Source organism: Agrococcus sp. Marseille-Q4369 (assembly GCF_018308945.1).
Lineage (GTDB): Bacteria > Actinomycetota > Actinomycetes > Actinomycetales > Microbacteriaceae > Agrococcus.
Genome location: NZ_CP070501.1, coordinates 2,179,090 through 2,199,032, shown reverse-complemented (window position 1 = coordinate 2,199,032; position 19,943 = coordinate 2,179,090). Strand labels below are relative to the sequence as shown.

Here is a 19,943-nt window from a genome sequence, read left to right as displayed (position 1 = left end):
ACCGCGGGTGGCGCGAGCAAACTTCATTCGGTAGACTAACGATCTTCCCGAGAGCTGAGGACCCCTATGCCGCAGCGCGATCAGCGCGCCGCCGAGAGCACCGCTGTGCCCGGCGACCCCCTCATGACCCGCCGCCAGATCATGCTCGTGCTGGTCGGCCTGATGATCGCCATGTTCCTGTCGTCGCTGTCGCAGACGGTCGTCGGCACCTCCATGCGCACCATCGCGGACGACCTGCACGGGCTCGACCTGCAGGTGTGGGTCGTGACGGCGTTCCTCATCGTCTCGACGATCGTGACGCCGATCTACGGCAAGCTCAGCGACATCTTCGGCCGCCGGCCGCTGTTCCTCGCCGCGATCGTGCTGTTCCTCGTCGGCTCGATCCTGTGCTCGTCCGCGCAGGACATGATCCAGCTCGCCGCCTTCCGCGCGGTCCAGGGCCTCGGCGCGGGCGGCCTGATGGCGCTGCCGCTCACGATCATGGCGGATGTGCTGAGCCCGCGGGAGCGCGCGAAGTACCAAGGCTACTTCCTCGCCGTCTTCGGCGTCTCGTCCATCCTCGGCCCGCTCATCGGCGGCATGTTCGCCGGCGCCGACGAGATCCTCGCGCTCGACGGCTGGCGCTGGGTGTTCCTGTTCAACCTGCCCATCGGCGCCGCGGCGCTGTGGATGGTGTGGCGCTACCTGCACCTGCCCGCGCACCATGAGCGCGTGCGCATCGACTGGTGGGGTGCCGCGCTGCTCGTCGTCGGCGTCGTGCCGCTCCTGCTCGTCGCCGAGCAGGGCCGCGTGTGGGGCTGGCTGGCGCCCGCGGCGGTCGCGTGCTTCGCGGTCGGTGCCGTCGGGCTCGTCGCCTTCGTGCTCGTCGAGCGCCGCATGGGGGCCGCCGCCCTCATCCCGCTGCACCTGTTCAGCAACCGCGCCTTCTCGATGGCCACACTGCTCGGCGTCCTCAGCGGCTTCGGCATGTTCGCCGGCATGATGATCATCCCGTTCGTGCTGCAGATCGTGCACGGCATGAACCCGACCGAGGCGGGGTTGGCGACGCTGCCGCTCATCGTCGGGCTCATGATCGCGTCGATCGCGTCGGGCCAGATCATCGCCCGCACGGGTCGCTACGGCGCCTTCCCGGTGCTCGGCCTCGCCTCCATGGCGATCGCCTACGGCGTGCTCGTGACCCTGCAGTGGGACAGCCCGCTCTGGGTGCTGCTGCTCGGGCAGCTGCTGCTCGGTCTCGGCCTCGGCCAGGTCAACCAGACGCTGACGATCGCGAGCCAGAACGCGGTGCAGCCGAAGGACATGGGCGTCGCGACGAGCTCGGCGACGTTCTTCCGGCAGCTCGGCGGCACCGCGGGCGTCGCGGTCGTCTTCTCGATGCTCTTCGCCCGCCTGCCCGAGACGCTCCAGACCGCGTTCGGGCGCCGCGACCTGCGCGCCGACCTCGAGGCAGCGGTGCAGGATCCCTCCGTGCTGGCCGACCCCGGCAACGCCCGCATCCTCGAGGTGCTCGCGCGCCCCGAGCAGATCGGCGGCGCGCTCAACGAGGATTCGTCGTTCCTCAACACCGCCGACCCGCGGCTCGCTGCCCCGTTCCTCGACGGCTTCTCGAACGCATCCAGCGGGCCCTTCTGGGTCGCGCTCGCGGTCGTCGGCGTCGCGCTCGTCATCGCGCTCTTCTTCCGCGTGCCGCCGCTGCGGCAGAAGTCGGCCATGGAGGAGGCGATGGAGGAGCGTGCCGCCCAAGCGCAGCTCGAGGCGGATGCGTCGGCCCCCGGCTCGATCGCCCCTCCCGTCACGACCGCGTCGAACCCGGTCGTGCGGACGGACCGCGACCGGGACGAGCCCTCCAGCGACTCCTGAGGCGCCTCCCAGGGAGCGTCCCTAGGTTGGATGGCGGAGCGACCGCTCCCCGATCAAGGAGGTTGAGATGGGTCTCGACGACAAGATCTCGAACGCTGCCCAGGAGGCAGTCGGCAAGGCCAAGCAGGGCATCGGCGACGCGACGGACAACGAGCGCCTCGAGGCCGAGGGCCACAAGGACGAGGCCAGCGCCAACGCCAAGCAGGCGGGCGAGCACATCAAGGACGCCGGCAAGGACGTCAAGGACACCTTCAAGTAGGTCTCCGGTTGCGAAGGGGGCGAGCGCGTGCGCTCGCCCCCTTCGCGTATCTCAGTAGTTGAGCTCGTCGAGCTTCGCCGCGTCGATCTCGATGCCGAAGTCGCGCGCCTGCGCCTGGATCTTCTGCGCGCGCGCGAGGCGCGGCAGGTCGCTGCCGTCGCTGATCTTGCCGCCCGACTCCTCGAAGGCGCGCACGAAGCCGTGCGCCCACGCGACCTCATCGGGGCTCGGGGCGAGGCCCGCGTTCACCATCGGCGCCTGCTCGTGGGTGAGCATGAGCTTGCCCGACATGCCCATCTCCTTCGCGAGCCGCGTGCCGGCGTCGAGGGCGTCCATCACGAGCGTCGGGCCGTCGATCGGCGCAGGCAGCCTGGCGGCGCGCGACGCGATCACGAGCTGCGAGCGCGCATACGCGAGCGCGATGGGGTCATCGCCGGTCGCGGTGTCGCGCTTGAAGTCGCCCGTGCCGAACGCGAGCCGGAAGGTCGAGGGCGCGTTCGCGATCTGCTCGACGTGCAGCACGCCGCGGGCGGTCTCGACGAGCGCGAGGATGCGCGTCCCCTCGGGCAGGCGGTCGGCGGTGTCGTTCACGTGGCTCGCGGACTCCGTCTTCGCGAGCATGACCCCCTCGAGGCCGGGCGCTTGCTCGAGCTCGGCGAGATCGGTGCTCCAGAAGTCGCTCGCGGCGTCGTTGATGCGCACCCACGCGCGGTGGCCGGTCGAGAGCCACTCGACGGTGTCGGCGCGGGCCTGCGCCTTGTCCTTCGCGGCGACCGCGTCCTCGATGTCGATGATGATGGCATCCGCCTCGCTCTCCTGGGCGATCTGGAAGAGCTCGGGCTTCGAGGCCGGCACGAGCAGCCAGGAGCGGGCGATGGCGGGAGAGATATCGGTGGGAGGCACGTGCTCCAGGCTAACCCGCGCGGTCGCGCCCGGCGTGGCCCTGGCTAGGCTCGCGGCATGTCGATGATGTTCTCGGTCCTGTTCAGCGTCGCCGGCCTCGTGCTCGGTCTGCTGCTGATCGTCGGCGGCATCGTGCTGCTCGTGATCGGCTCCCGGCGACGTGACGACTCGACGTCGCGCGCGCCGCTCGCGCTCGGCGTGACGCTGCTCGTGATCGGCACCGCCGCCGCCGTGCCCTCGCTGCTGTGGACGCTGCTGCCCTTCATGGCGTGACGGACGGTCGGGCGATCGTCCAGCATCCGCCCGATCGCCGCGATCCTCGGCGCGATCTCGTGGATCACAGCGCTCACGACGGGCGGCTGATCGATCATGCCCGCAGGATTCGCGGTCGTCCTCGCCGTCTTCGTCCTGGCCCTCGTGCTCGCGCTCGCCGGTGTCGCCATGAGCATCCGCGGCACCGGCTCGACGCCGAAGCGCGGCGGCTGGCTCGCGCTGCTGAGTGGCCTCGTGGCGCTGTGCTTCGGCGTCGCGCTCATCGTCTTCGTGCTCGGCGCCCTCATGGACGACCAGCCCGGGCTCTGGTAGCCGAACGGTCAGTCGGCGCGGCCCCGCAACCGGTCGATCTCGCGCCGCTCGCGGCTCGAGGGGCGGCCGGCGCCCCGCGGCCGGAACGGCACCTGGGCGGCGTCGATCGCGCTCGGCCGGGGCGGCGAGCGGTCCTCGATCGCGTCGGCGGCGAGCGGCGCGCTCACGCGCTTCGCGAGCAGCTGCTTGACGATGACGATGCGGTCGAAGCCGTGGATGCGCACGCGCACCTCGTCCCCGATGCGCACGGGCTGCGCCGCCTTCGCGGCGTTGCCGTTCAGCTTCACGTGACCGCCGCGGCACGCCTCAGTCGCGGCGGCGCGCGTCTTGACGAGGCGCACCGCCCAGAGCCAGACGTCGAGCCGCACGCGCTCGCTCATGCCTCGGTCAGCACCTCGAGCACCGCGGCGCCGTAGCGCTCGAGCTTCGACTCGCCCACGCCCGAGATGGTCGAGAGCTCGACCATCGTGCGCGGGCGGCGCTCGGCGATCGCCGCGAGCGTCTTGTCGTTGAACACGACGTAGGCGGGCACCGCCTGCTCCTTCGCCGTGCTGGCGCGCCACGAGCGGAGCGACTGGAACACCGCCTGCGCGGCGTCGTCGAGCTGCGCGGTGCTCTCGGAGCGGCGCGCCACTTTCGCCGGTGCCTTCACCTCGTGCCGCAGCCGCACCTCTCGCTCGCCGGCGAGCACGGCCGCCGACGCATCGGTGAGCGCGAGCACGCCGAACTCCCCCTGCGGCTGCAGCAGCCCCTGCGCGAGCAGCTGGCGCACGACGCCGCGCCACTGCACGGCGCTCAGGTCGCTGCCGATGCCGTAGGTGGCGAGCTGGTCGTGGCCGAATCGACGGATGCGCTCGGTGTCGGCGCCCACGAGGATGTCGACGAGGTGGCCAGCGCCGAACGACTGCCGCCGCTCGCGCTGCAGCCGGACGATCGTCGAGAGCAGCTTCTGCGCCGGGACGGTGCCGTCGTAGGAATCGGGCGGCGTGAGGCACGTGTCGCAGTTGCCGCACGGCTCGCTCGGCTCGCCGAAGTAGGCGAGCAGCTGCACGCGGCGGCACTCGACGGTCTCGCACAGCGCGAGCATCGCGTCGAGGTGCATCGTCTGGTTGCGCTTGCGCTGCGCGTCGCCCTCGCCGTCGGCGATCATCCGCCGCTGCTGCACGACGTCCTGCAGCCCGTAGGCGAGCCACGCCGTCGAGGGCTCGCCGTCGCGACCCGCGCGACCGGTCTCCTGGTAGTAGCCCTCGATCGACTTCGGCAGGTCGAGGTGGGCGACGTAGCGCACGTCGGGCTTGTCGATGCCCATGCCGAACGCGATCGTCGCGACCATCACGACGCCGTCCTCGCGGAGGAAGCGCTGCTGGTTCCGCGCGCGCGTGCCGGCGTCGAGGCCCGCGTGGTACGGGAGCGCGTCGACGCCCTGCGCGCGCAGCCACTCGGCGGTCGACTCGACCGACTTGCGCGAGAGGCAGTACACGATGCCGGCCGCGCCGGGGTGCTCGTCGCGGATGATGCGCAGCAGCTGCGCCTTCGCGTCCTGCTTCGGCGCGATGCGGTACTGGATGTTGGGGCGGTCGAAGCTCGAGACGAACACCTTCGCGCCGTGCAGCCCGAGCCGCTCGACGATCTCGGCGCGGGTCTCGACCGTCGCGGTCGCGGTGAGCGCGACGCGCGGCACGTCGGGCCAGCGCTCGCCGATCACCGAGAGCTGCAGGTAGTCGGGGCGGAAGTCGTGCCCCCACTGGCTCACGCAGTGCGCCTCGTCGATCGCGAAGAGCGCGATCGGGGCGGCGTCGAGCAGCGCCCCCGCGACGGGGAGCCGCTCGGGCGCGAGGTAGAGCATGTCGAGCTCGCCCGCGAGGAGTCGCCGCTCGACGTCGCGCCGCTCGTCGGCGCTCTGCGTCGAGTTGAGGTAGGCGGCGCGCACGCCGAGCTGCTCGAGCGCGTCGACCTGGTCGTGCATGAGCGCGATAAGCGGGCTGATGACGACGCCCGTGCCCTCGCGCACGAGCGAGGGGATCTGGTAGCAGAGGCTCTTGCCGCCGCCGGTGGGCATGAGCACGACGACGTCGCGGCCGGCGACCACCTCGTCGATGATCTCGGCCTGCTCGCCGCGGAACGCGTCGTAGCCCCACACCCGGGTGAGAGCCTCGAGCGGCGTCGCGGCCTTCGCCGTCGCGGCGATGCCCGGCGCACGGGTCGCGGGCCGGACCGCGGTGCGCACCCCGCCCGCGGGCGCGTCGGCGTCGCTCGGCGGCAGCCAGCCGTCGGCCGGCTCACCCCACGACTCCCACGCCTCGGGGGCGTCATCGTCGCTCGGCGGCACCCAGTCGTCGTGCCTCGCGTCCGTCACGCATCCCCCTCCGTGGCCCTGCACATCCAGCCTAGGCGCGGCGGCCGACACGACGTGCGGCGCGACGCCGGCCCTGTGGGCGGTCAGCGTCGCCGCTCGAGCCACTCCTCGAACGTGACCTGGCCCTTGTGCTGCTCGGTGAGATTGGCGCCCGAGCGCAGGTAGTCGAGCAGCGACGGCGGGAACGGGCCGTTGACGATGAGGCCGCGCGCGCCCGTGATGCGCTGCCACGACTTCGCGAGGTCGCGCGAGATGCGCACCTCGGGGCCGGCGATCTCGGTGAAGCGCTTGCCGGTCGGCTCGAGCGCCTCCTGCGCGACGAGCGCCGCCACTTCGCGCACCGCGACCGGCTGCAGCCGGCCCCCGAGCGCGACCGGGATGGCGCCGAGGGCGGATCCCGCCTCGAACTGGTCGACCGACCACTCGTGGAACTGCGCCGCGCGCACGACCGACACCTCGAGCGGCGACTCGAGGTAGGCGAGCTCCTGCTGCCGCTTGCGGCGGTGGTAGCCGAGCCGCGAGCGCTCGACGCCGAGGATCGACAGCAGCACGACGCGGCCGACGCCGGCGCGCTCGGCGGCCTGCACGAGGTTGCGCGTGCCGATCGTGAAGGGGCGCAGGTCGAGCGGGTTGCGCGAGTTGAGGGAGTCGACGACGACGTCGGCTCCCGCGAGCGCCGCGTCGAGCCCCTCCCCCGTGACGACGTCGGCCTTGACGCCCGGCGCGCCCGCGATGGCCTTGCCCGAGCGCGACATCGGCGTGGGCAGCTCGCCCCGCCGGCCGATGGCTCGCACGATCGCCGAGCCCGCGTTCCCCGATCCACCGACGACGACGATCCGCATGCCCCCACCGTACGCCGGAAGCTCGCGCGGCGCAGTCGCCGAGGGCCCGGCACCGTCACCGGCCCGGGCCACTCGGATCACGCATCCGTGTGACGTGCGGATGCGTCGGGTCGACTACTCGGCGGCGGGATCGGCCTCGGCGGTCGGCGCCGCCGTGAGCGTGTCGAGCAGGTCGTCGCCGGGGACCGCGGGGATCATCGGCGCCTCGATCTCGGCGCGGTCGAGCAGCTGCTGCGTGCGCTTGCGGCGCGCGGGAGCGATGACGGTCACGACCCGGCCCGCATTGCCCGCACGGCCCGTGCGGCCGGCGCGGTGCAGGTAGGTCTTGTACTCGTCCGGCGGGTCGGCCTGCACGACGAGCGCGACGTCGTCGATGTGGATGCCGCGCGCGGCGACGTCGGTCGCGACGAGCACGTCGACCTTGCCGCGCTTGAGCTTCTCGAGCGAGCGGTTGCGCTTCGCCTGCGTCAGGTCGCCGTGCAGGCTCACCGCCGCGATGCCGGCGTCGCTGAACTGCTCGGTGAGCCGCTCAGCGTAGGCGCGCGTGCGCGTGAAGACGATGATGCGGCCGGGGTTCGAGACGATCTGCTCGAGCACCGCGTCCTTGTCGTAGCGGTCAACGACGAGCACCTGGTGGTCGATCGTCGAGGTCGACTGCTCCTCACCGGCGACCTCGTGGACCGCCGGCTCGGGCAGGAACTCGCGCACGATCGTCTGCACCTCGGCGTCGAGCGTCGCCGAGAACAGCAGCTTCTGGCTGCCGGGACGCGTCTGGCGGAGGATGCGCTGCACCGGCTCGAGGAAGCCGAGCTCGCACATGTGGTCGGCCTCGTCGACCACCGCGATCTCGACGGCCCCGAGGTTGAGCTTGCGCTGCTCGACGAGATCCTCGATGCGGCCGGGCGTGCCGATCAGGATGTCGACGCCGCGGCGGAGCGCCTCGACCTGGCTGTCCTGCTTCACGCCGCCGACGATCACGGTCGTGAAGATGCCGACGGCACGGCCGAGGCCCATGACGGTGTGGTTGATCTGCTGCGCGAGCTCGCGGGTCGGGGCGAGGATGAGGGCGCGCGGCGGCCGGCCGAGCTCGCGGCGCTCCGGGCGGTTGCGCAGCAGCATCTCGACGATCGGGGCGCCGAACGCGATGGTCTTGCCGGAGCCCGTGCGTCCGCGCCCGAGCACGTCGCGCCCCGCGATCACATCGGGGATCGTGGCTGCCTGGATCGGGAAGGGCGACGGGGCGCCCATCGACTTGAGGGCTCCGGCGATCCCGGCGCCGAGGCCGAGGTCGACGAAGGAGACGCCCTCCACGTCGGCAGCGACGGTGGCGGTCGCGTCGAGCCGGTCGAGCACGACGTCATCCTTCGGCGCGAAGGGCTTCGCGTCGGTCGAGGGGTAGTAGGTGCTGTCGCGGCGCTGCGGCCGGTCGTCGAAGGCGCGGCGCGGGCGCTCCTCGCGCTCGGGGCGGAGGTCGCCGCCGCGCTCGTCGCGGTCGCGGAAGCCGCGCTGCGGCCGCTCGTCGCGGTCGAAGCGGCGGTCGCCGCGCGGGGCGCGGTCGTCGGAGCTGCGGCGCGGGCGGTCGTCGAAGCTGCGCTGCGGGCGGTCGACGCGGCTGCCGGAGCTGCGGCGCGGGCGCTCGTCACGGTCGAAGCGGCGCTCGCCGCCACGCTCGTCGAAGCGACGCTGCTGCGGGCGCTCGTCACGATCGAAGCGGCGCTCGCCGCCACGCTCGTCGCGGTCGCCGAAGCTGCGACGCGGGCGCTCGTCACGATCGAAGCGACGCTCGCCGCCACGCTCGTCGAACCGACGCCGCTGCGGGCGCTCGTCACGATCGAAGCGACGCTCGCCGCCACGCTCGTCGCGGTCGCCGAAGCTGCGACGCGGGCGCTCGTCACGATCGAAGCGGCGCTCGCCGCCACGGTCGTCGAACCGTCGCTGCTGCGGGCGCTCGTCGCGGTCGAACCGCCGCTCGCCGCCGTGACGCTCGTCGCGCCCGGCTCCGGTGCCGAAGCGGCCCCGGCCCTGGTGCTCGTCGCGGGCGCGGTCGAACCCGCGCGGCCGCTCGCCGCGGTGCACGCGGTCGTCGCGCTGCTGGTCGCGACCGCCCTGCGCTGCCCCGCGGGTGCGGAAGGCGGGACCGCGGCGGTCGTCGCGCTTGCGCTCCTCGGGCGGGGTCCAGTTCGGGCGGCGCGATGCGCCCTGCGACCGCTGCTCGCGGTCCTCGCTCGTCCAGCGGCGCTTCGGCCGGGCGTCGCCGTCCTGCGCGGGGCGGTGGCCCCGGTGTCCCGGGCTGCGCGAGCCGGCGCGCCCGGAGGGGCGGTCGTCGGATCGGCGGGCGCCCTGCGGGCGCGAGGAATTCTGTGCCATTGCTCGTCTCTTCTGCGCACGAGCGATCGATCGCACTCGCGCGGGTCATGCCGCATTCATCGCGGGGATCTGGTCGACCGCGAGGGTGCTCGCGGGATCTCCGGCCGCGGTGACAATCCATGCGGCGCACACGCGCCTGTCCCGAGCCGACCGACCCACTCTACGGCACGGCGCCCCGGAGCGACAGGGCGAAATCCGCGACTCAGCCCAGCTGGTCGTGGGCGCGCACGCCGCCCCGCATGACCGACGACGTCCACTGGCGGCCGTCGAACCAGCGCGCGTCGGCGCGCTTGAAGGGGTCGGCATACCAGTCGGGCGGCACCTGCTCGGCCGCGACCGGCGCGAGCCCGACCGGCTGCGGCGCACCGTCGTGCGGCGAGTGCCCGGCGGGCGCGGACCTCGTCCGCTGCTGCGCCTGCCACGCCTCGTAGGCCCGCAACTGCGCCTCGTGCGCCTCGTGCGCCTCGTGCGCCTCGCGCTCGAGGCGATCGAAGTCCGCCGGCGTCGGGATGGGCGGCGGTTCGCGGTCGGGCAGCTCGCGGCCGTACACGTCGCGCCCCACGGGCGGGCGCTGCCCGAACGACGGCTGCGCGCTCGCCGCACCCGGCGGCACGGCCACGGACCGGTGGTCGGCGAGCGTCGGCTGCACGATCGCGCCCTGCTCGTGGCCGAAGTGCGTCGCGTGCGGCGGCACCGAGCCGGTCGAGCCGGGAGCGGGGCCGACGGGCGGCGACGAGGAGGTCGGCGGGCGGAAGCCGCCGGCCGCGCCCGTCGCGGGTGCGCCGGGCGGGCTCGCAGGCATGCGGGCCGGACTCGAGCTCGCGGCGGCGCTCGGGGCGCCGTGCGCGACCGGCGCGGGCGGCGCGGCCGTGCGAGGCGCCGCAGTCGTGAGCACGCGCCCGTCGCGCGCCGCGTAGTAGTGCATCGACGAGTCGGCGGGCCACTGCCCCTCGATGCGCAGCTGCGCGCGGACGCCGGGCCGGGCGGGCGGCACGAACGTCAAGCGGGTGCCCGTGCCCGCGGGAGTGCGGACGGTGATCCGAGCGCCTTCGATGACCCCGTCGGCACGCGTGACGGAGATCGTGACCGGCAGGTCGCCCGCCGGCACGTGGAGCGTGATGTCGCCCCAGTCGAGCGGCGCGCGCAAGCCGCCGATGTCGAGCACCGGCGGATGCTGGAAGTCGGCGATGCGGCCGTCCGCGACGGCGGAGTGCACGATGAGGAAGCTGGGCACGGCATCCTCCCTCGTCCCGTCACGACTGCGGCCCGCGACGGTTCTGCGAGCCGCACTCATCCTGCCAGCGCCACCAGCGCGCTGGCTGTGAGCGGGATCAGCGCCTGCTGGCCGCCGCGAGCTCGCCGCGCCGCTCCGCGCGCGTGCCGCTGCCGACCCGCACGCGACGGCGCTCGATGGCGCCCTCCACGACGAGGTAGAGCACAGGCAGCACGATGAGCGTCAGCAGGGTCGACGAGATGAGCCCGCCGATCACGACGATCGCGAGCGGCTGCGAGATGAACCCGCCCTCGCCCGTGAGCCCCGCCGCCATCGGCACGAGCGCGAAGATCGTGGCGGCCGCGGTCATCAGGATCGGCCGGAGCCTCCGCTCCGCGCCCTCGACGATCGCCTCGCGCACCGGCCGGCCGCGATCGCGGTACTGGTTGACGAGGTCGATGAGCACGATCGCGTTCGTCACGACGATGCCGACGAGCATGAGCACGCCGACCATCGAGGCGACGCCGAGCGGCACGCCGGTGATGAGCTGCATCGCGATCGCACCGCTCGCGGCGAACGGCACCGAGATGAGCAGCAGGAACGGCTGCAGCAGGCTCTTGAACGTCGCGACCATGATGACGTAGACGAGCAGCACGGCGACGAGCGCCGCGATCCCGAGCTGGGTGAACGCATCCGTGATCTGCGTCGCGACACCGCCCACGGCCGCGTCCGCGCCGTCGCTGAGCTCGAGCTCCGCGAGCGCGTCGGCGACCCCGGCCGACACCCCGCCGACGTCAGCGGCGTTCGGCGTGACGGTGACCGTCGCGGTGCGGGCGCCGTCGCTCGTCGAGATCGACACCGGCCCCTCGATCTCGGTCACCTCGGCGACGTCGGCGAGCGGCAGCGGCCCGTTCGGGGTCGGCAGCTGCAGGTCTCGCAGCTCGTCGAGGGTCGCGGCGGGCGCGACCGCGTCCATCCAGATGCGCACGAGCGAGCCCTCGAGCTGGATCTCACCGATCGGCGTCGGCTGCATCGCCTGCGCGACGAGACCCGAGACGGCCGCTTCGCTCAGCCCGAGGCTCGCGGCGAGCTCGCGGTCGACCGCGACCTGCACGAGCGGCTGCGCGCCCTCGAGCGAGTCGGTGACCTGAGAGACCCCGTCGAGGCCCGAGACGGCGTCGACGACGGATGCGGTGGCGGGTTCGAGCGCATCGGTCGTGGGCGCCTGCACCTCGATCTCGATGTCGCCGCCGGCGAAGCCGCCCGACGAGCCGACCGTCACTTCGCCGTCTGCGCCGTCGCCGACCTCGAGGATGCGCTCCCGGAGCGCCTCCATGTCGGTGCCGTCGGCGGCGATGACGCCGTAGCTGATCGCGCCGCCGCCGGCGCCACCGCCGGTGAAGCCCGCGAACTGGTTGGCGGTGCTCGAGACGGTCGCCGAGACGGTCTCGACGCCCTCGATCCCCTGCAGCTCGTCAGAGAGCGACTCGGCCGCCGCGAGCTGGGCATCGAGCGACGCGCCCGGCTCGAGCTGCTGCGTGACGTTCACGGTCGTCTGGCCGTCGTCGCCGAGGAAGTTCGTCGCGAGCAGCGGCAGCGCGGCGACGCTCGCGCCGAGCACGACGACCGCGCCGCCGAGCACGAGCCAGGGGCGCCGGAGGGTCGCGAGCAGGATGGGGCGGTAGCCGCGCCGCAAGCGGTCGGGACGCTCGGCGACGGGCTGCGGCTCCGGCGCGGCCTCTGCGGCGGCGACGGGGCCGGATGCGCTGCGCCGGCCCAGCAGGGAGCGTCGCGTCGGGCGCTCGGTCGCCTCGCTCGCGGCGGCGGCGCGCGCCGCGGCCTCCTCCGCCTCGACGACCTCCTTGGGCCGCTTGAGCAGCCAGTAGGCGAGCACGGGCACGATCGTGAGGGCGATCACGAGCGACGAGACGAGCGCGATCGTCACGGTGAGGGCGAAGGGCCGGAAGAGCTCGCCGGTGATGTCGCTCACGAAGGCGAGCGGCAGGAACACGATGACGGTCGTGAGCGTCGACGCGGTGATCGCGCCCGCGACCTCTCGCACCGCATCCAGGATCGCCTTCGAGCGGGAGGGCTCGAAGCCCATGTGGCGCTTGATGTTCTCGATCACGACGATCGAGTCGTCGACGACGCGGCCGATCGAGAGCGTGAGCGCGCCGAGGGTCAGCACGTTGAGCGAGTAGCCGGCGCCCCACATGCCGATGAAGGTCATGAGCACCGAGATCGGGATCGACACCGCGGTGACGATCGTCGACCGCACCGACCAGAGGAAGATGAGGATGACGAGCACCGCGAAGGCGAGGCCGAGCATGCCCTCGACCGCGAGCGCCTCGATCGACTGCTCGATGTAGGGCGCCTGGTCGAGCACCGTCGTGAAGGTGACGCCCTCGCCGAGCTCCGCCTGGAGCGTCGGCAGCAGGTCCTGCACGGCGTGCGAGACGTCGACGGTGTTGGCCGCTTGCGTCTTCGTGATCGAGAGGATGATCGCGGGCTCGCCGTCGACGATCGCGACCGAAGAGACGGGGTCGGTGTCGAGCGAGACGTCGGCGACGTCGCCGATCGCGATGTCGCCGGTGAGCGGCAGGTCCGCGACGTCGTCGACCGAGCCGAGCCGCGCGCCGATCTGCACGCTGAGCGTCTGCTCGCCGTCGTCGACGGTGCCGCCGGGCAGCAGCTGCCCGTGCTCGTCGATCGTGTCGGAGATGTCGACGCGGCTGAGGCCCGCGGCCGCGAGCGCCGCGTCGTCGGGCGCGATCGTGACGCGCTGACCGGGGGCGCCCTGCAGTTGCACGGCGCGCACGCCGTCGGTGCGCTCGAGCTGCGGGACCGCGATCGTCTCGATGCGGTCGACGAGGGCGGACTGCTCGCCCGGCCCCGACACGGCGATGCGCAGCACGGGGAAGTCGGCGATCGAGCCGGTGAGCACGGTGGGCTCGGCGGTGTCGGGCAGCTGGCTCAGGATGCGGTTGACCGCCTGCTGCACGCGCTGCTCGGCCGTGGGGATGTTGGTGCCGTAGGTGAACTCGGCGAAGACGACGCTCAGCGACGTCGAGGAGGTGCCACTCGTGCCCTCGAGCCCCGGCACGGACTGGATCGCCTGCTCGATCGGGGCGGTGACGTCCTCGCTCATGATCTCTGGGCTCGCGCCGACGACCGTGGTCGAGACGACGACGGCCGGCAGCTCGAGCTCGGGGGTCAGCTCGGTCTTGAGGTTCGACAGCGCGACGCCGCCGAAGATGGCGATGCAGATGGTCGCGAGCGCGACGAGCGCCCGGTTCTTGAGGCTGGCGAGCGAGAGCAGGTGCACTCGTCGATCCTGTCATCCCGGCGCTGCGGGGAGGGCCGCTCCGGCTATGGATCGGCCCTCCCCGCGCACGGGTCGCGCTATGCCTTCCGGCGCTCGACGAACCGGCGCATCGCGTCGCGCACGTACGCGGCGCCCTCGGTGCCGCCGTAGTTCGCGGCGAAGCGCTCGTCGGCGACGTACATGTCCCCGAGGTTCGCGAACGCGTCGAGCGGCGGGGTCGCGGTCTGCCAGCCGGCGCCGACCCAGGCGTAGTGGCGCTGCACGAGCGCCTGCACCTCGTCGGCGTCGACCGGCGTGCCGGCAGCGCGCGCAGCGGCGTAGCCGGCGGCGATGTCGACGTGCTCCTGGCCGAATCGGCGCTTGTCGTCCTCCGACATGCCCTTCCACCAGGCCTGGGAGCTCTCCCACGCCTTCCGGCCCCACCGCTCGGTGACCTCCTGCTCGTACCGGCTCTGGTCGAACCCGTCGAGCGCTCCCTCTGCCGTCATGGCGGCTCCTTCCTCTCGTGCCCGCAGCGTCTGCTCGACCGCGCGGATCTGCCTGCGGATGCGGTCGGCCTCTCGACCGAGGTCGGCGAGGTGGCTGCGCAGCGCCTCCTCATCGGAGGCGCGCTGCAGGCTCTCGGCGATCGCCGGGATCCCGACGCCCAGCCCGCGCAGCAGCAGGATCCGCTGCAGCCGGGCGAGCGACGCCTCGTCGTACCAGCGCATCCCGCTCACGTCGGTGCGGGCGGGGGCGAGGATGCCGACGGCGTCGTAGTGCCGCAGGGTGCGGCTCGAGACGCCGGCGAGCTTCGCGATGCGCTGGATCGACCACTCCATGCCGACGACGCTAGGGGTTGACGCAGCGTCAATGTCAAGCGCGATCCCCCGCGCGGTCTACCGTTGAGGCATGCGCCTCCTGCCCTCGATCGTCGCGGTCGCGATCGGCGGCGCCCTCGGCACCGCGGCCCGCGCGCTGCTCCAGGAGGCCATGCCCGGCGGGTGGGCGCTGCTGCTCGCGAACGTGCTCGGCAGCCTGCTGCTCGGCATCTCGACCGCCTCGCTCACCGGAGCTCCCGCGTGGCTGCGGCACGGCATCGGTGCGGGCGTGCTCGGCGGCTTCACGACCTTCAGCGCGATCGCCGTCGCGAGCGTCTCGGCGAGCGCCTCGAGCAGCGGCTGGGCCACGATCGTCCCGGCGCTGCCGGGCATCGGCATCGCGCTCGGCATGCTGCTCGCGGGGCTCGCCGCAGCCTGGGCGGGCCTCGCGATCGGTCGCCGCCTCGTGCGCGGGCGGGCGGCGTGAGCCCGCTCGAGCTGCTCGGCATCGCTGCCGCGGGCGGCCTCGGCGCGGTCGTGCGCTTCCTCGCCGGCGCGCTGCCGCACCGCCGGCCCGTGCGCGCGACGATCGCGGTCAACCTGGTCGCGAGCCTGCTCGCCGGCGCGCTCACCGGGCTGCTCGTGCTCGACGACACCTGGCGGGCGATCCTCGTCACCGGGTTCTGCGGCGGCCTCTCCACCTACTCGGCGTTCGCGGTGCAGGCGGTCGAGCAGCTCGAGCACCGCCGCAGCGGCGCCGCGGTCGGCACGATCGCGGCGACGATCGTGGGCGGCGCGATCGCCGCATCCGCGGGCCTCCTGGCGGGCGGGCTGCTCGCGCCCGCGCTCCCGGCGTGAGCCGCGGCACCCTATCCCCACCCGCATCCACCCACACGGCGACAAGCGGGCGCGATGCTACGATGGAGGTTGGACTTAGCATCGCAGTTCTCACATCGTTCGTCGGCGCTCGGCCGGCGCCGTCCGCAAGGGGGGTCCAGCATGGGTCGTGGTCGTCAGAAGGCCAAGCACACGAAGCTGGCACGTGAGCTGAAGTCATTCAGCCCGAACATCAACTACTCCGTGCTCCAGCAGGAGCTGGGGGGAGCCCCCGCCGACGACGAGCTCGTCGACAAGTGGGCCGACTACGCCGACTACGCCGACTACGCCCCCGAGGCCGGCGATGACTACGTCGACGAGCGTCAGCAGGGGCGCAGCGCCTGAACCGGTCGCACGCACCCCGGCCGCGCCCGCGGCTCTGAGTCCCTGACGCGAAGGAGCCGATTGTGACGACGCACGGCATCACGAACGCCGAGCTGCAGGAGCCCGTCGAGGTCGGCAGCCACGCGACCGCCACGGCTCCCGTCTTCGAGTCGCTCTCGGTGCTCGACATGTTCAAGATCGGCATCGGCCCCTCCTCGTCGCACACGATCGGCCCCATGCGGGCTGCGCTCGACTTCGTCGCGCAAGCGGATGCGTCGGGCCGCTTCGACGAGATCGTGCGGCTGCGCGTCGACCTGCTCGGCTCGCTCGGCGCGACCGGCTCGGGGCACGGCACCGACACCGCGATCATGCTCGGCCTCGCGGGGCTCGCGCCCGACACCGTCGAGACGCCGCAGATCGCCGCGACGCTCGACGGCATCCGCTCGAGCGGCGAGCTGCTGCTCGGCGGACGCCTCGCCGTCCCGTTCGACGAGTCGAAGGTGTTCGTCTTCCGGCCGCTCACGGTGCGCCGCGAGCACCCGAACGCCCTCCGCATCACCGCCTACGACGCATCCGACGCCACGATCGCGACCGCCGGCTACTACTCGATCGGCGGCGGCTTCGTCATGCGGCACGACGAGGGCGACGTGCTCGCCCCCGTGCCGGCGCCCGCGACGCAGCACCACCCCGTGCCCTACCCCTTCAGCCACGGCGACGAGCTCGTCGAGCTGTGCGAGCGCACCGGGCTCTCGGTGCACGAGCTCATGCTCGCGAACGAGGAGGCGTGGCGGCCGCGCGACGAGACGATCGCGCAGCTCGAGCGCATCTGGCAGGTCATGCAGGAGTGCGTCGCGCATGGCATCGAGACCGACGGCATGCTGCCGGGCGGGCTCGACGTCAAGCGCCGCGCGCGCGACTGGCACGCGAAGCTGCTCGAGCGCGACGCCGCCCCGAAGTCGGGCCGCCCCGACCTGCTCGAGGGCATGGAGTGGGTCAACCTCTACGCCCTCGCGGTCAACGAGGAGAACGCGGCGGGAGCGCGCGTCGTGACGGCGCCGACGAACGGGGCGGCCGGCATCATCCCGGCCGTGATGCACTACGCCGACCGCTTCGCGAACTGCGTCGACGACGAGGTCTCGTGGCACGTGCGGTTCCTGCTCGTCGCGGGCGCGATCGGCATCATCATCAAGTCGAACGCGTCGATCTCGGGTGCCGAGGTCGGCTGCCAGGGCGAGGTCGGCTCGGCGTGCGCGATGGCCGCCGCCGGCTTCGCCGCTGTGCTGGGCGCGACGCCCGCCCAGATCGAGAACGCGGCCGAGATCGGCATCGAGCACAACCTCGGCCTCACGTGCGACCCGATCAAGGGGCTCGTGCAGATCCCCTGCATCGAGCGGAACGCGATGGCGAGCGTCAAGGCGATCAACGCCGCCCGCATGGCGAAGCAGGGCGACGGCACGCACTACGTGAGCCTCGACACCGCCGTCGAGACGATGCGCCGCACCGGCGCCGACATGAGCGACAAGTACAAGGAGACCGCGCTCGGCGGTCTCGCGGTGGCCTTCATCGAGTGCTGACGGCCGCGGCGGCCGTGGAGCAGGAGGACGAGCGATGGGGACGAGGCGACACGAGGCGATGGCTGCGCTCGAGCGACCCGGCGCGCGGGCGGGCATCGCCGCGGCCGCGATGTGGGGCCTCGCCTGGAAGGGCGCGTCGCTCTGGCGAGCCGCGCAGGACGGCAGCAAGCCGTGGTTCGCGACGCTGCTCGTGACGAGCACGCTCGGCGTGCTCGACGCCGTCTACCTCTTCGGCGTCAGCCGTCGTCGACGGTAGCGCCGGTTCGGGCCGAGCGAGCGGGCCGCTCTGCGCGCGCCCCTCGCTCGACCGCCCCGCTCAGTAGCCGTACTGCGTCGCGAAGATCGCGGCGAAGAAGACCGTGATCGCGATGGGCCAGAAGACGAAGGCCCAGATGAAGCCGAGGATCGACGTCACGAGTCCCCAGATCGCCATCGTCTTGCCCGCAGGCTCCTTGGCGAGGGCGACGCCCGAGAGGATGCCGCCCGCGATGGCGTTGATGAACAGCGGGACGACGATGCTCGAGATGCCGAGGATGAGGCCCCACATCGACAGCTTGCGCTCGGTCGAGACCGGGGCGGCGCCGTACGCGTCGTACGAGGGAGCCGCGGCGTACGCCTGACCGGCGTCGTAGGACTGGTAGCCGGTCGGAGCGGCGGGCTGATAGCCGCCCTGGCTCGTGGGCTCGTAGCTCGGCTGCGCGGGCTGCTCAGGGGGCGTGTACGTCATGCGGGGGTCCTCGGTGCTCGGTGGGTGTGCGGCGCGAGCACAGGGCTCGACCCACCAGCCTAGAGCCGCGCGGTGACGCCGGCGCAACTCGCGCAGGGGCGATCGTCAGGGGGCGGCGCTCATGCCGATGAAGAGCACGCCGAGCACGCCGAGCAGCGGGAGCAAGTAGAACAGCAGCACCCACAGCAGGCCGACACCGGAGGTGATGAGGCCCGTGATCGCCATCGCTCGACCAGCAGGCTCGCGCCGCAGGGCGATGAAGCCGAAGACGAGCCCGATGATCGGCACCACGACGAGCGCCCAGGCGAACACCGCCGATGTGATGCCGAGCACCATCGCCGTGATCGAGAGGCCGCGCTGCGGCACCTGCGCGTTGGGGTAGATCGGGGCGCGGTAGACCGGCACGCCGTACGGGGTGTAGCGCGCGACCTGGGCGGCGGCGGGGTGGATGAGCTGCGCCTCGCCCTCGTGGTTCAGCGGCGTCGAGTAGCGCTGCGCGACGTTGGGGGCGATGTACGCGGTCTGCCGCCACACCGGTCCCTGCTGCCCCATGGTCGGCGTGGCCGGGAGCCCCATGTCGGGCCGCGGCGCCGCGCTGCGTCGGCGGTCGTCAGCCTGAGCGCTGGGCTCCGGCGGAGACTGCTCGGACGTCGCGGAACCGTCCTGCCGGGGCCGGTAGCGGCCGAAGTCTTCGGACACGTCGCCACCTCCCCTGTTCCGAGCACATGCTGATCCGTCGATTTCGCAGAACACTACGCGTCCTGGCTCAAGATCCCCTGGACGCGGCGTGCTCAGCGCCTCCACGGCGAAGCGGTCAGCGGAAGGCGCCCGCGAGCCGCACGGCGCCGCCGTCGACGCCCTTCGCGCCCTGCACCCAGTCGGCCAGGTTGCCGGGCGCCTGCTCGACGCGGCCGACGACCGACGCCGCGATGCCGGCGTGGCGACTCGCGGCGAGCACGCGGTCGGCATCCGCCGCGTCGACGACCACGAGCATCCCGAGACCGAGGTTCCACGTGCTCTCCGCGTCCTCGAGCGCGAAGCCGCCGAGGCCGGCGAGCGCGCCGAAGACGGCCGGCACGTCCCACGCGGCGCGGTCGACCTCGACCGCGAGCCCGCGGGGCAGCACGCGCGCGAGGTTCGCGGCGATGCCGCCGCCGGTGACGTGCGAGATCGCGCGGATGCCGAATCCCTGCTCGAGCATCCCGAGCAGCGGCAGCGTGTAGAGCCGGGTGGGCTCGAGCAGCGCCTCGGCCGCGACGCCGCCGAGCTCGTCGACCCGGTCGGTGAGCCCGAGGCCGCGCTCGGCGAGCACGTGGCGCACGAGGCTGAAGCCGTTCGAGTGCAGCCCAGAGGAGGCCATGCCGACCACGACGTCGCCCGCGCGAACGCGCTCAGCGCCGAGCACCGCATCCGCCTCGACGATCCCCACCGCGGCGCCCGCGATGTCGTAGTCGTCCGGTGCCATGACGCCGGGGTGCTCGGCCGTCTCGCCGCCCACGAGCGCCGTGCCGGTCGCCTCGCACGCCTCGGCGATGCCGCGCACGATGTCGGCGATGCGCTCGGGCACGACCCGCCCGCACGCGATGTAGTCGGTCATGAACAGCGGCTTCGCGCCGACCACGACGATGTCGTCGACGACCATGCCGACGAGGTCCTGCCCGATCGTGTCGTGCTTGTCGATCGCCTGCGCGAGCGCGAGCTTCGTGCCGACGCCGTCGGTGGAGGTCGCCAGCAGCGGCTTCGCGTACGTGCCGGCGGCCGAGAGGTCGAAGAGCCCGGCGAAGCCGCCGACGCCGCCGAGCACGCCCGCGCCGTGCGTGCGCGCGACGGCCGCCTTCATGAGCTCGACCGCGCGGTCGCCCGCCTCGGTGTCGACGCCGGCGGACGCATACGGATCGGTCATGCGACCAGGGTACTTGGCCGCTCGACCAC

The 19,943-nt window shown here is 73.0% G+C and carries 20 protein-coding genes; 9 read left to right on the top strand and 11 right to left on the bottom strand.

Annotation, left to right across the window (positions count from 1 at the left end; all coding sequences use genetic code 11):
* Positions 1–66 precede the first annotated feature (66 nt).
* Positions 67–1,860 carry an MDR family MFS transporter gene (locus JSQ78_RS11035; protein WP_249295644.1) on the top strand — a complete coding sequence of 598 codons (1,794 nt, stop codon included), beginning with the start codon at positions 67–69 and terminating at the stop codon, positions 1,858–1,860.
* A gap of 67 nt (positions 1,861–1,927) precedes the next feature.
* Positions 1,928–2,119, top strand: a complete 192-nt coding sequence (locus JSQ78_RS11030; RefSeq protein WP_211447597.1) for a CsbD family protein — start codon at positions 1,928–1,930, stop codon at positions 2,117–2,119.
* Between the two features lie 51 nt (positions 2,120–2,170).
* On the opposite strand, the gene JSQ78_RS11025 is transcribed toward JSQ78_RS11030, so the two are convergent.
* Positions 2,171–3,022 carry an HpcH/HpaI aldolase/citrate lyase family protein gene (locus JSQ78_RS11025; protein ID WP_249295643.1) on the bottom strand — a complete coding sequence of 284 codons (852 nt, stop codon included), beginning with the start codon at positions 3,020–3,022 and terminating at the stop codon, positions 2,171–2,173.
* Between the two features lie 57 nt (positions 3,023–3,079).
* On the opposite strand from JSQ78_RS11025, the gene JSQ78_RS11020 reads away from it, so the two are divergent.
* Positions 3,080–3,295 carry a hypothetical protein gene (locus JSQ78_RS11020; RefSeq protein WP_211447596.1) on the top strand — a complete coding sequence of 72 codons (216 nt, stop codon included), beginning with the start codon at positions 3,080–3,082 and terminating at the stop codon, positions 3,293–3,295.
* A gap of 96 nt (positions 3,296–3,391) precedes the next feature.
* Positions 3,392–3,607 (top strand): hypothetical protein, encoded by a 216-nt coding sequence (locus tag JSQ78_RS11015; protein ID WP_211447594.1) that lies wholly within the window; start codon positions 3,392–3,394, stop codon positions 3,605–3,607.
* 8 nt (positions 3,608–3,615) lie between these two features.
* Here the strand turns inward: JSQ78_RS11015 and JSQ78_RS11010 are convergent, their stop codons facing one another.
* The 7 genes from JSQ78_RS11010 to JSQ78_RS10980 all read right to left on the bottom strand — a co-directional run bounded on the left by JSQ78_RS11010 (position 3,616) and on the right by JSQ78_RS10980 (position 14,531).
* On the bottom strand, positions 3,616–3,987 hold the full coding sequence (locus JSQ78_RS11010) for an RNA-binding S4 domain-containing protein (protein WP_211447592.1): 372 nt from the start codon (positions 3,985–3,987) through the stop codon (positions 3,616–3,618).
* Positions 3,984–5,963 (bottom strand): DNA helicase RecQ, encoded by a 1,980-nt coding sequence (gene recQ / locus JSQ78_RS11005; RefSeq protein WP_211447590.1) that lies wholly within the window; start codon positions 5,961–5,963, stop codon positions 3,984–3,986. The genes JSQ78_RS11010 and recQ overlap by 4 nt, the downstream gene beginning before the upstream one ends.
* 83 nt (positions 5,964–6,046) lie before the next feature.
* Complete coding sequence (locus tag JSQ78_RS11000; protein ID WP_211447588.1) at positions 6,047–6,805, bottom strand: SDR family oxidoreductase; 759 nt, start codon at positions 6,803–6,805, stop codon at positions 6,047–6,049.
* Positions 6,806–6,919: 114 nt separating this feature from the next.
* The gene (locus JSQ78_RS10995) at positions 6,920–9,172 is read right to left on the bottom strand and encodes a DEAD/DEAH box helicase (protein WP_211447587.1); all 2,253 of its coding nucleotides are present in this window, start codon (positions 9,170–9,172) and stop codon (positions 6,920–6,922) included.
* A 202-nt stretch (positions 9,173–9,374) separates the two neighbouring features.
* The gene (locus tag JSQ78_RS10990; RefSeq protein WP_211447585.1) at positions 9,375–10,406 is read right to left on the bottom strand and encodes a DUF2510 domain-containing protein; all 1,032 of its coding nucleotides are present in this window, start codon (positions 10,404–10,406) and stop codon (positions 9,375–9,377) included.
* A gap of 97 nt (positions 10,407–10,503) precedes the next feature.
* Positions 10,504–13,710, bottom strand: a complete 3,207-nt coding sequence (locus JSQ78_RS10985; RefSeq protein ID WP_211447583.1) for an efflux RND transporter permease subunit — start codon at positions 13,708–13,710, stop codon at positions 10,504–10,506.
* Positions 13,711–13,787: 77 nt separating this feature from the next.
* Entirely contained in the window at positions 13,788–14,531 is a 744-nt protein-coding gene (locus JSQ78_RS10980; protein WP_211447581.1) for a MerR family transcriptional regulator, read from the bottom strand.
* Positions 14,532–14,601: 70 nt separating this feature from the next.
* On the opposite strand from JSQ78_RS10980, the gene JSQ78_RS10975 reads away from it, so the two are divergent.
* The 5 genes from JSQ78_RS10975 to JSQ78_RS10955 all read left to right on the top strand — a co-directional run bounded on the left by JSQ78_RS10975 (position 14,602) and on the right by JSQ78_RS10955 (position 17,540).
* A complete protein-coding gene (locus JSQ78_RS10975) occupies positions 14,602–14,997 on the top strand; it encodes a fluoride efflux transporter FluC (RefSeq protein ID WP_211447579.1) in 396 nt (131 codons plus the stop codon).
* Positions 14,994–15,368 carry a fluoride efflux transporter FluC gene (locus tag JSQ78_RS10970; protein ID WP_211447577.1) on the top strand — a complete coding sequence of 125 codons (375 nt, stop codon included), beginning with the start codon at positions 14,994–14,996 and terminating at the stop codon, positions 15,366–15,368. The genes JSQ78_RS10975 and JSQ78_RS10970 overlap by 4 nt, the downstream gene beginning before the upstream one ends.
* A 141-nt stretch (positions 15,369–15,509) precedes the next feature.
* On the top strand, positions 15,510–15,731 hold the full coding sequence (locus tag JSQ78_RS10965; protein ID WP_211447575.1) for a DUF3073 domain-containing protein: 222 nt from the start codon (positions 15,510–15,512) through the stop codon (positions 15,729–15,731).
* 167 nt (positions 15,732–15,898) lie between these two features.
* Positions 15,899–17,284, top strand: a complete 1,386-nt coding sequence (locus tag JSQ78_RS10960) for an L-serine ammonia-lyase (protein WP_211450613.1) — start codon at positions 15,899–15,901, stop codon at positions 17,282–17,284.
* Between the two features lie 34 nt (positions 17,285–17,318).
* Positions 17,319–17,540: a DUF5652 family protein gene (locus JSQ78_RS10955; RefSeq protein ID WP_211450665.1), complete on the top strand. Its 222-nt coding sequence runs from the start codon at positions 17,319–17,321 to the stop codon at positions 17,538–17,540.
* Positions 17,541–17,600: 60 nt separating this feature from the next.
* On the opposite strand, the gene JSQ78_RS10950 is transcribed toward JSQ78_RS10955, so the two are convergent.
* The 3 genes from JSQ78_RS10950 to purM form a co-directional block, all read right to left on the bottom strand.
* Positions 17,601–18,011: a hypothetical protein gene (locus JSQ78_RS10950; RefSeq protein ID WP_211447573.1), complete on the bottom strand. Its 411-nt coding sequence runs from the start codon at positions 18,009–18,011 to the stop codon at positions 17,601–17,603.
* A gap of 105 nt (positions 18,012–18,116) precedes the next feature.
* Entirely contained in the window at positions 18,117–18,587 is a 471-nt protein-coding gene (locus tag JSQ78_RS10945) for a DUF4190 domain-containing protein (RefSeq protein ID WP_211447571.1), read from the bottom strand.
* A 238-nt stretch (positions 18,588–18,825) separates the two neighbouring features.
* The gene (gene purM, locus JSQ78_RS10940) at positions 18,826–19,914 is read right to left on the bottom strand and encodes a phosphoribosylformylglycinamidine cyclo-ligase (RefSeq protein WP_211447569.1); all 1,089 of its coding nucleotides are present in this window, start codon (positions 19,912–19,914) and stop codon (positions 18,826–18,828) included.
* Positions 19,915–19,943: the final 29 nt, after the last annotated feature.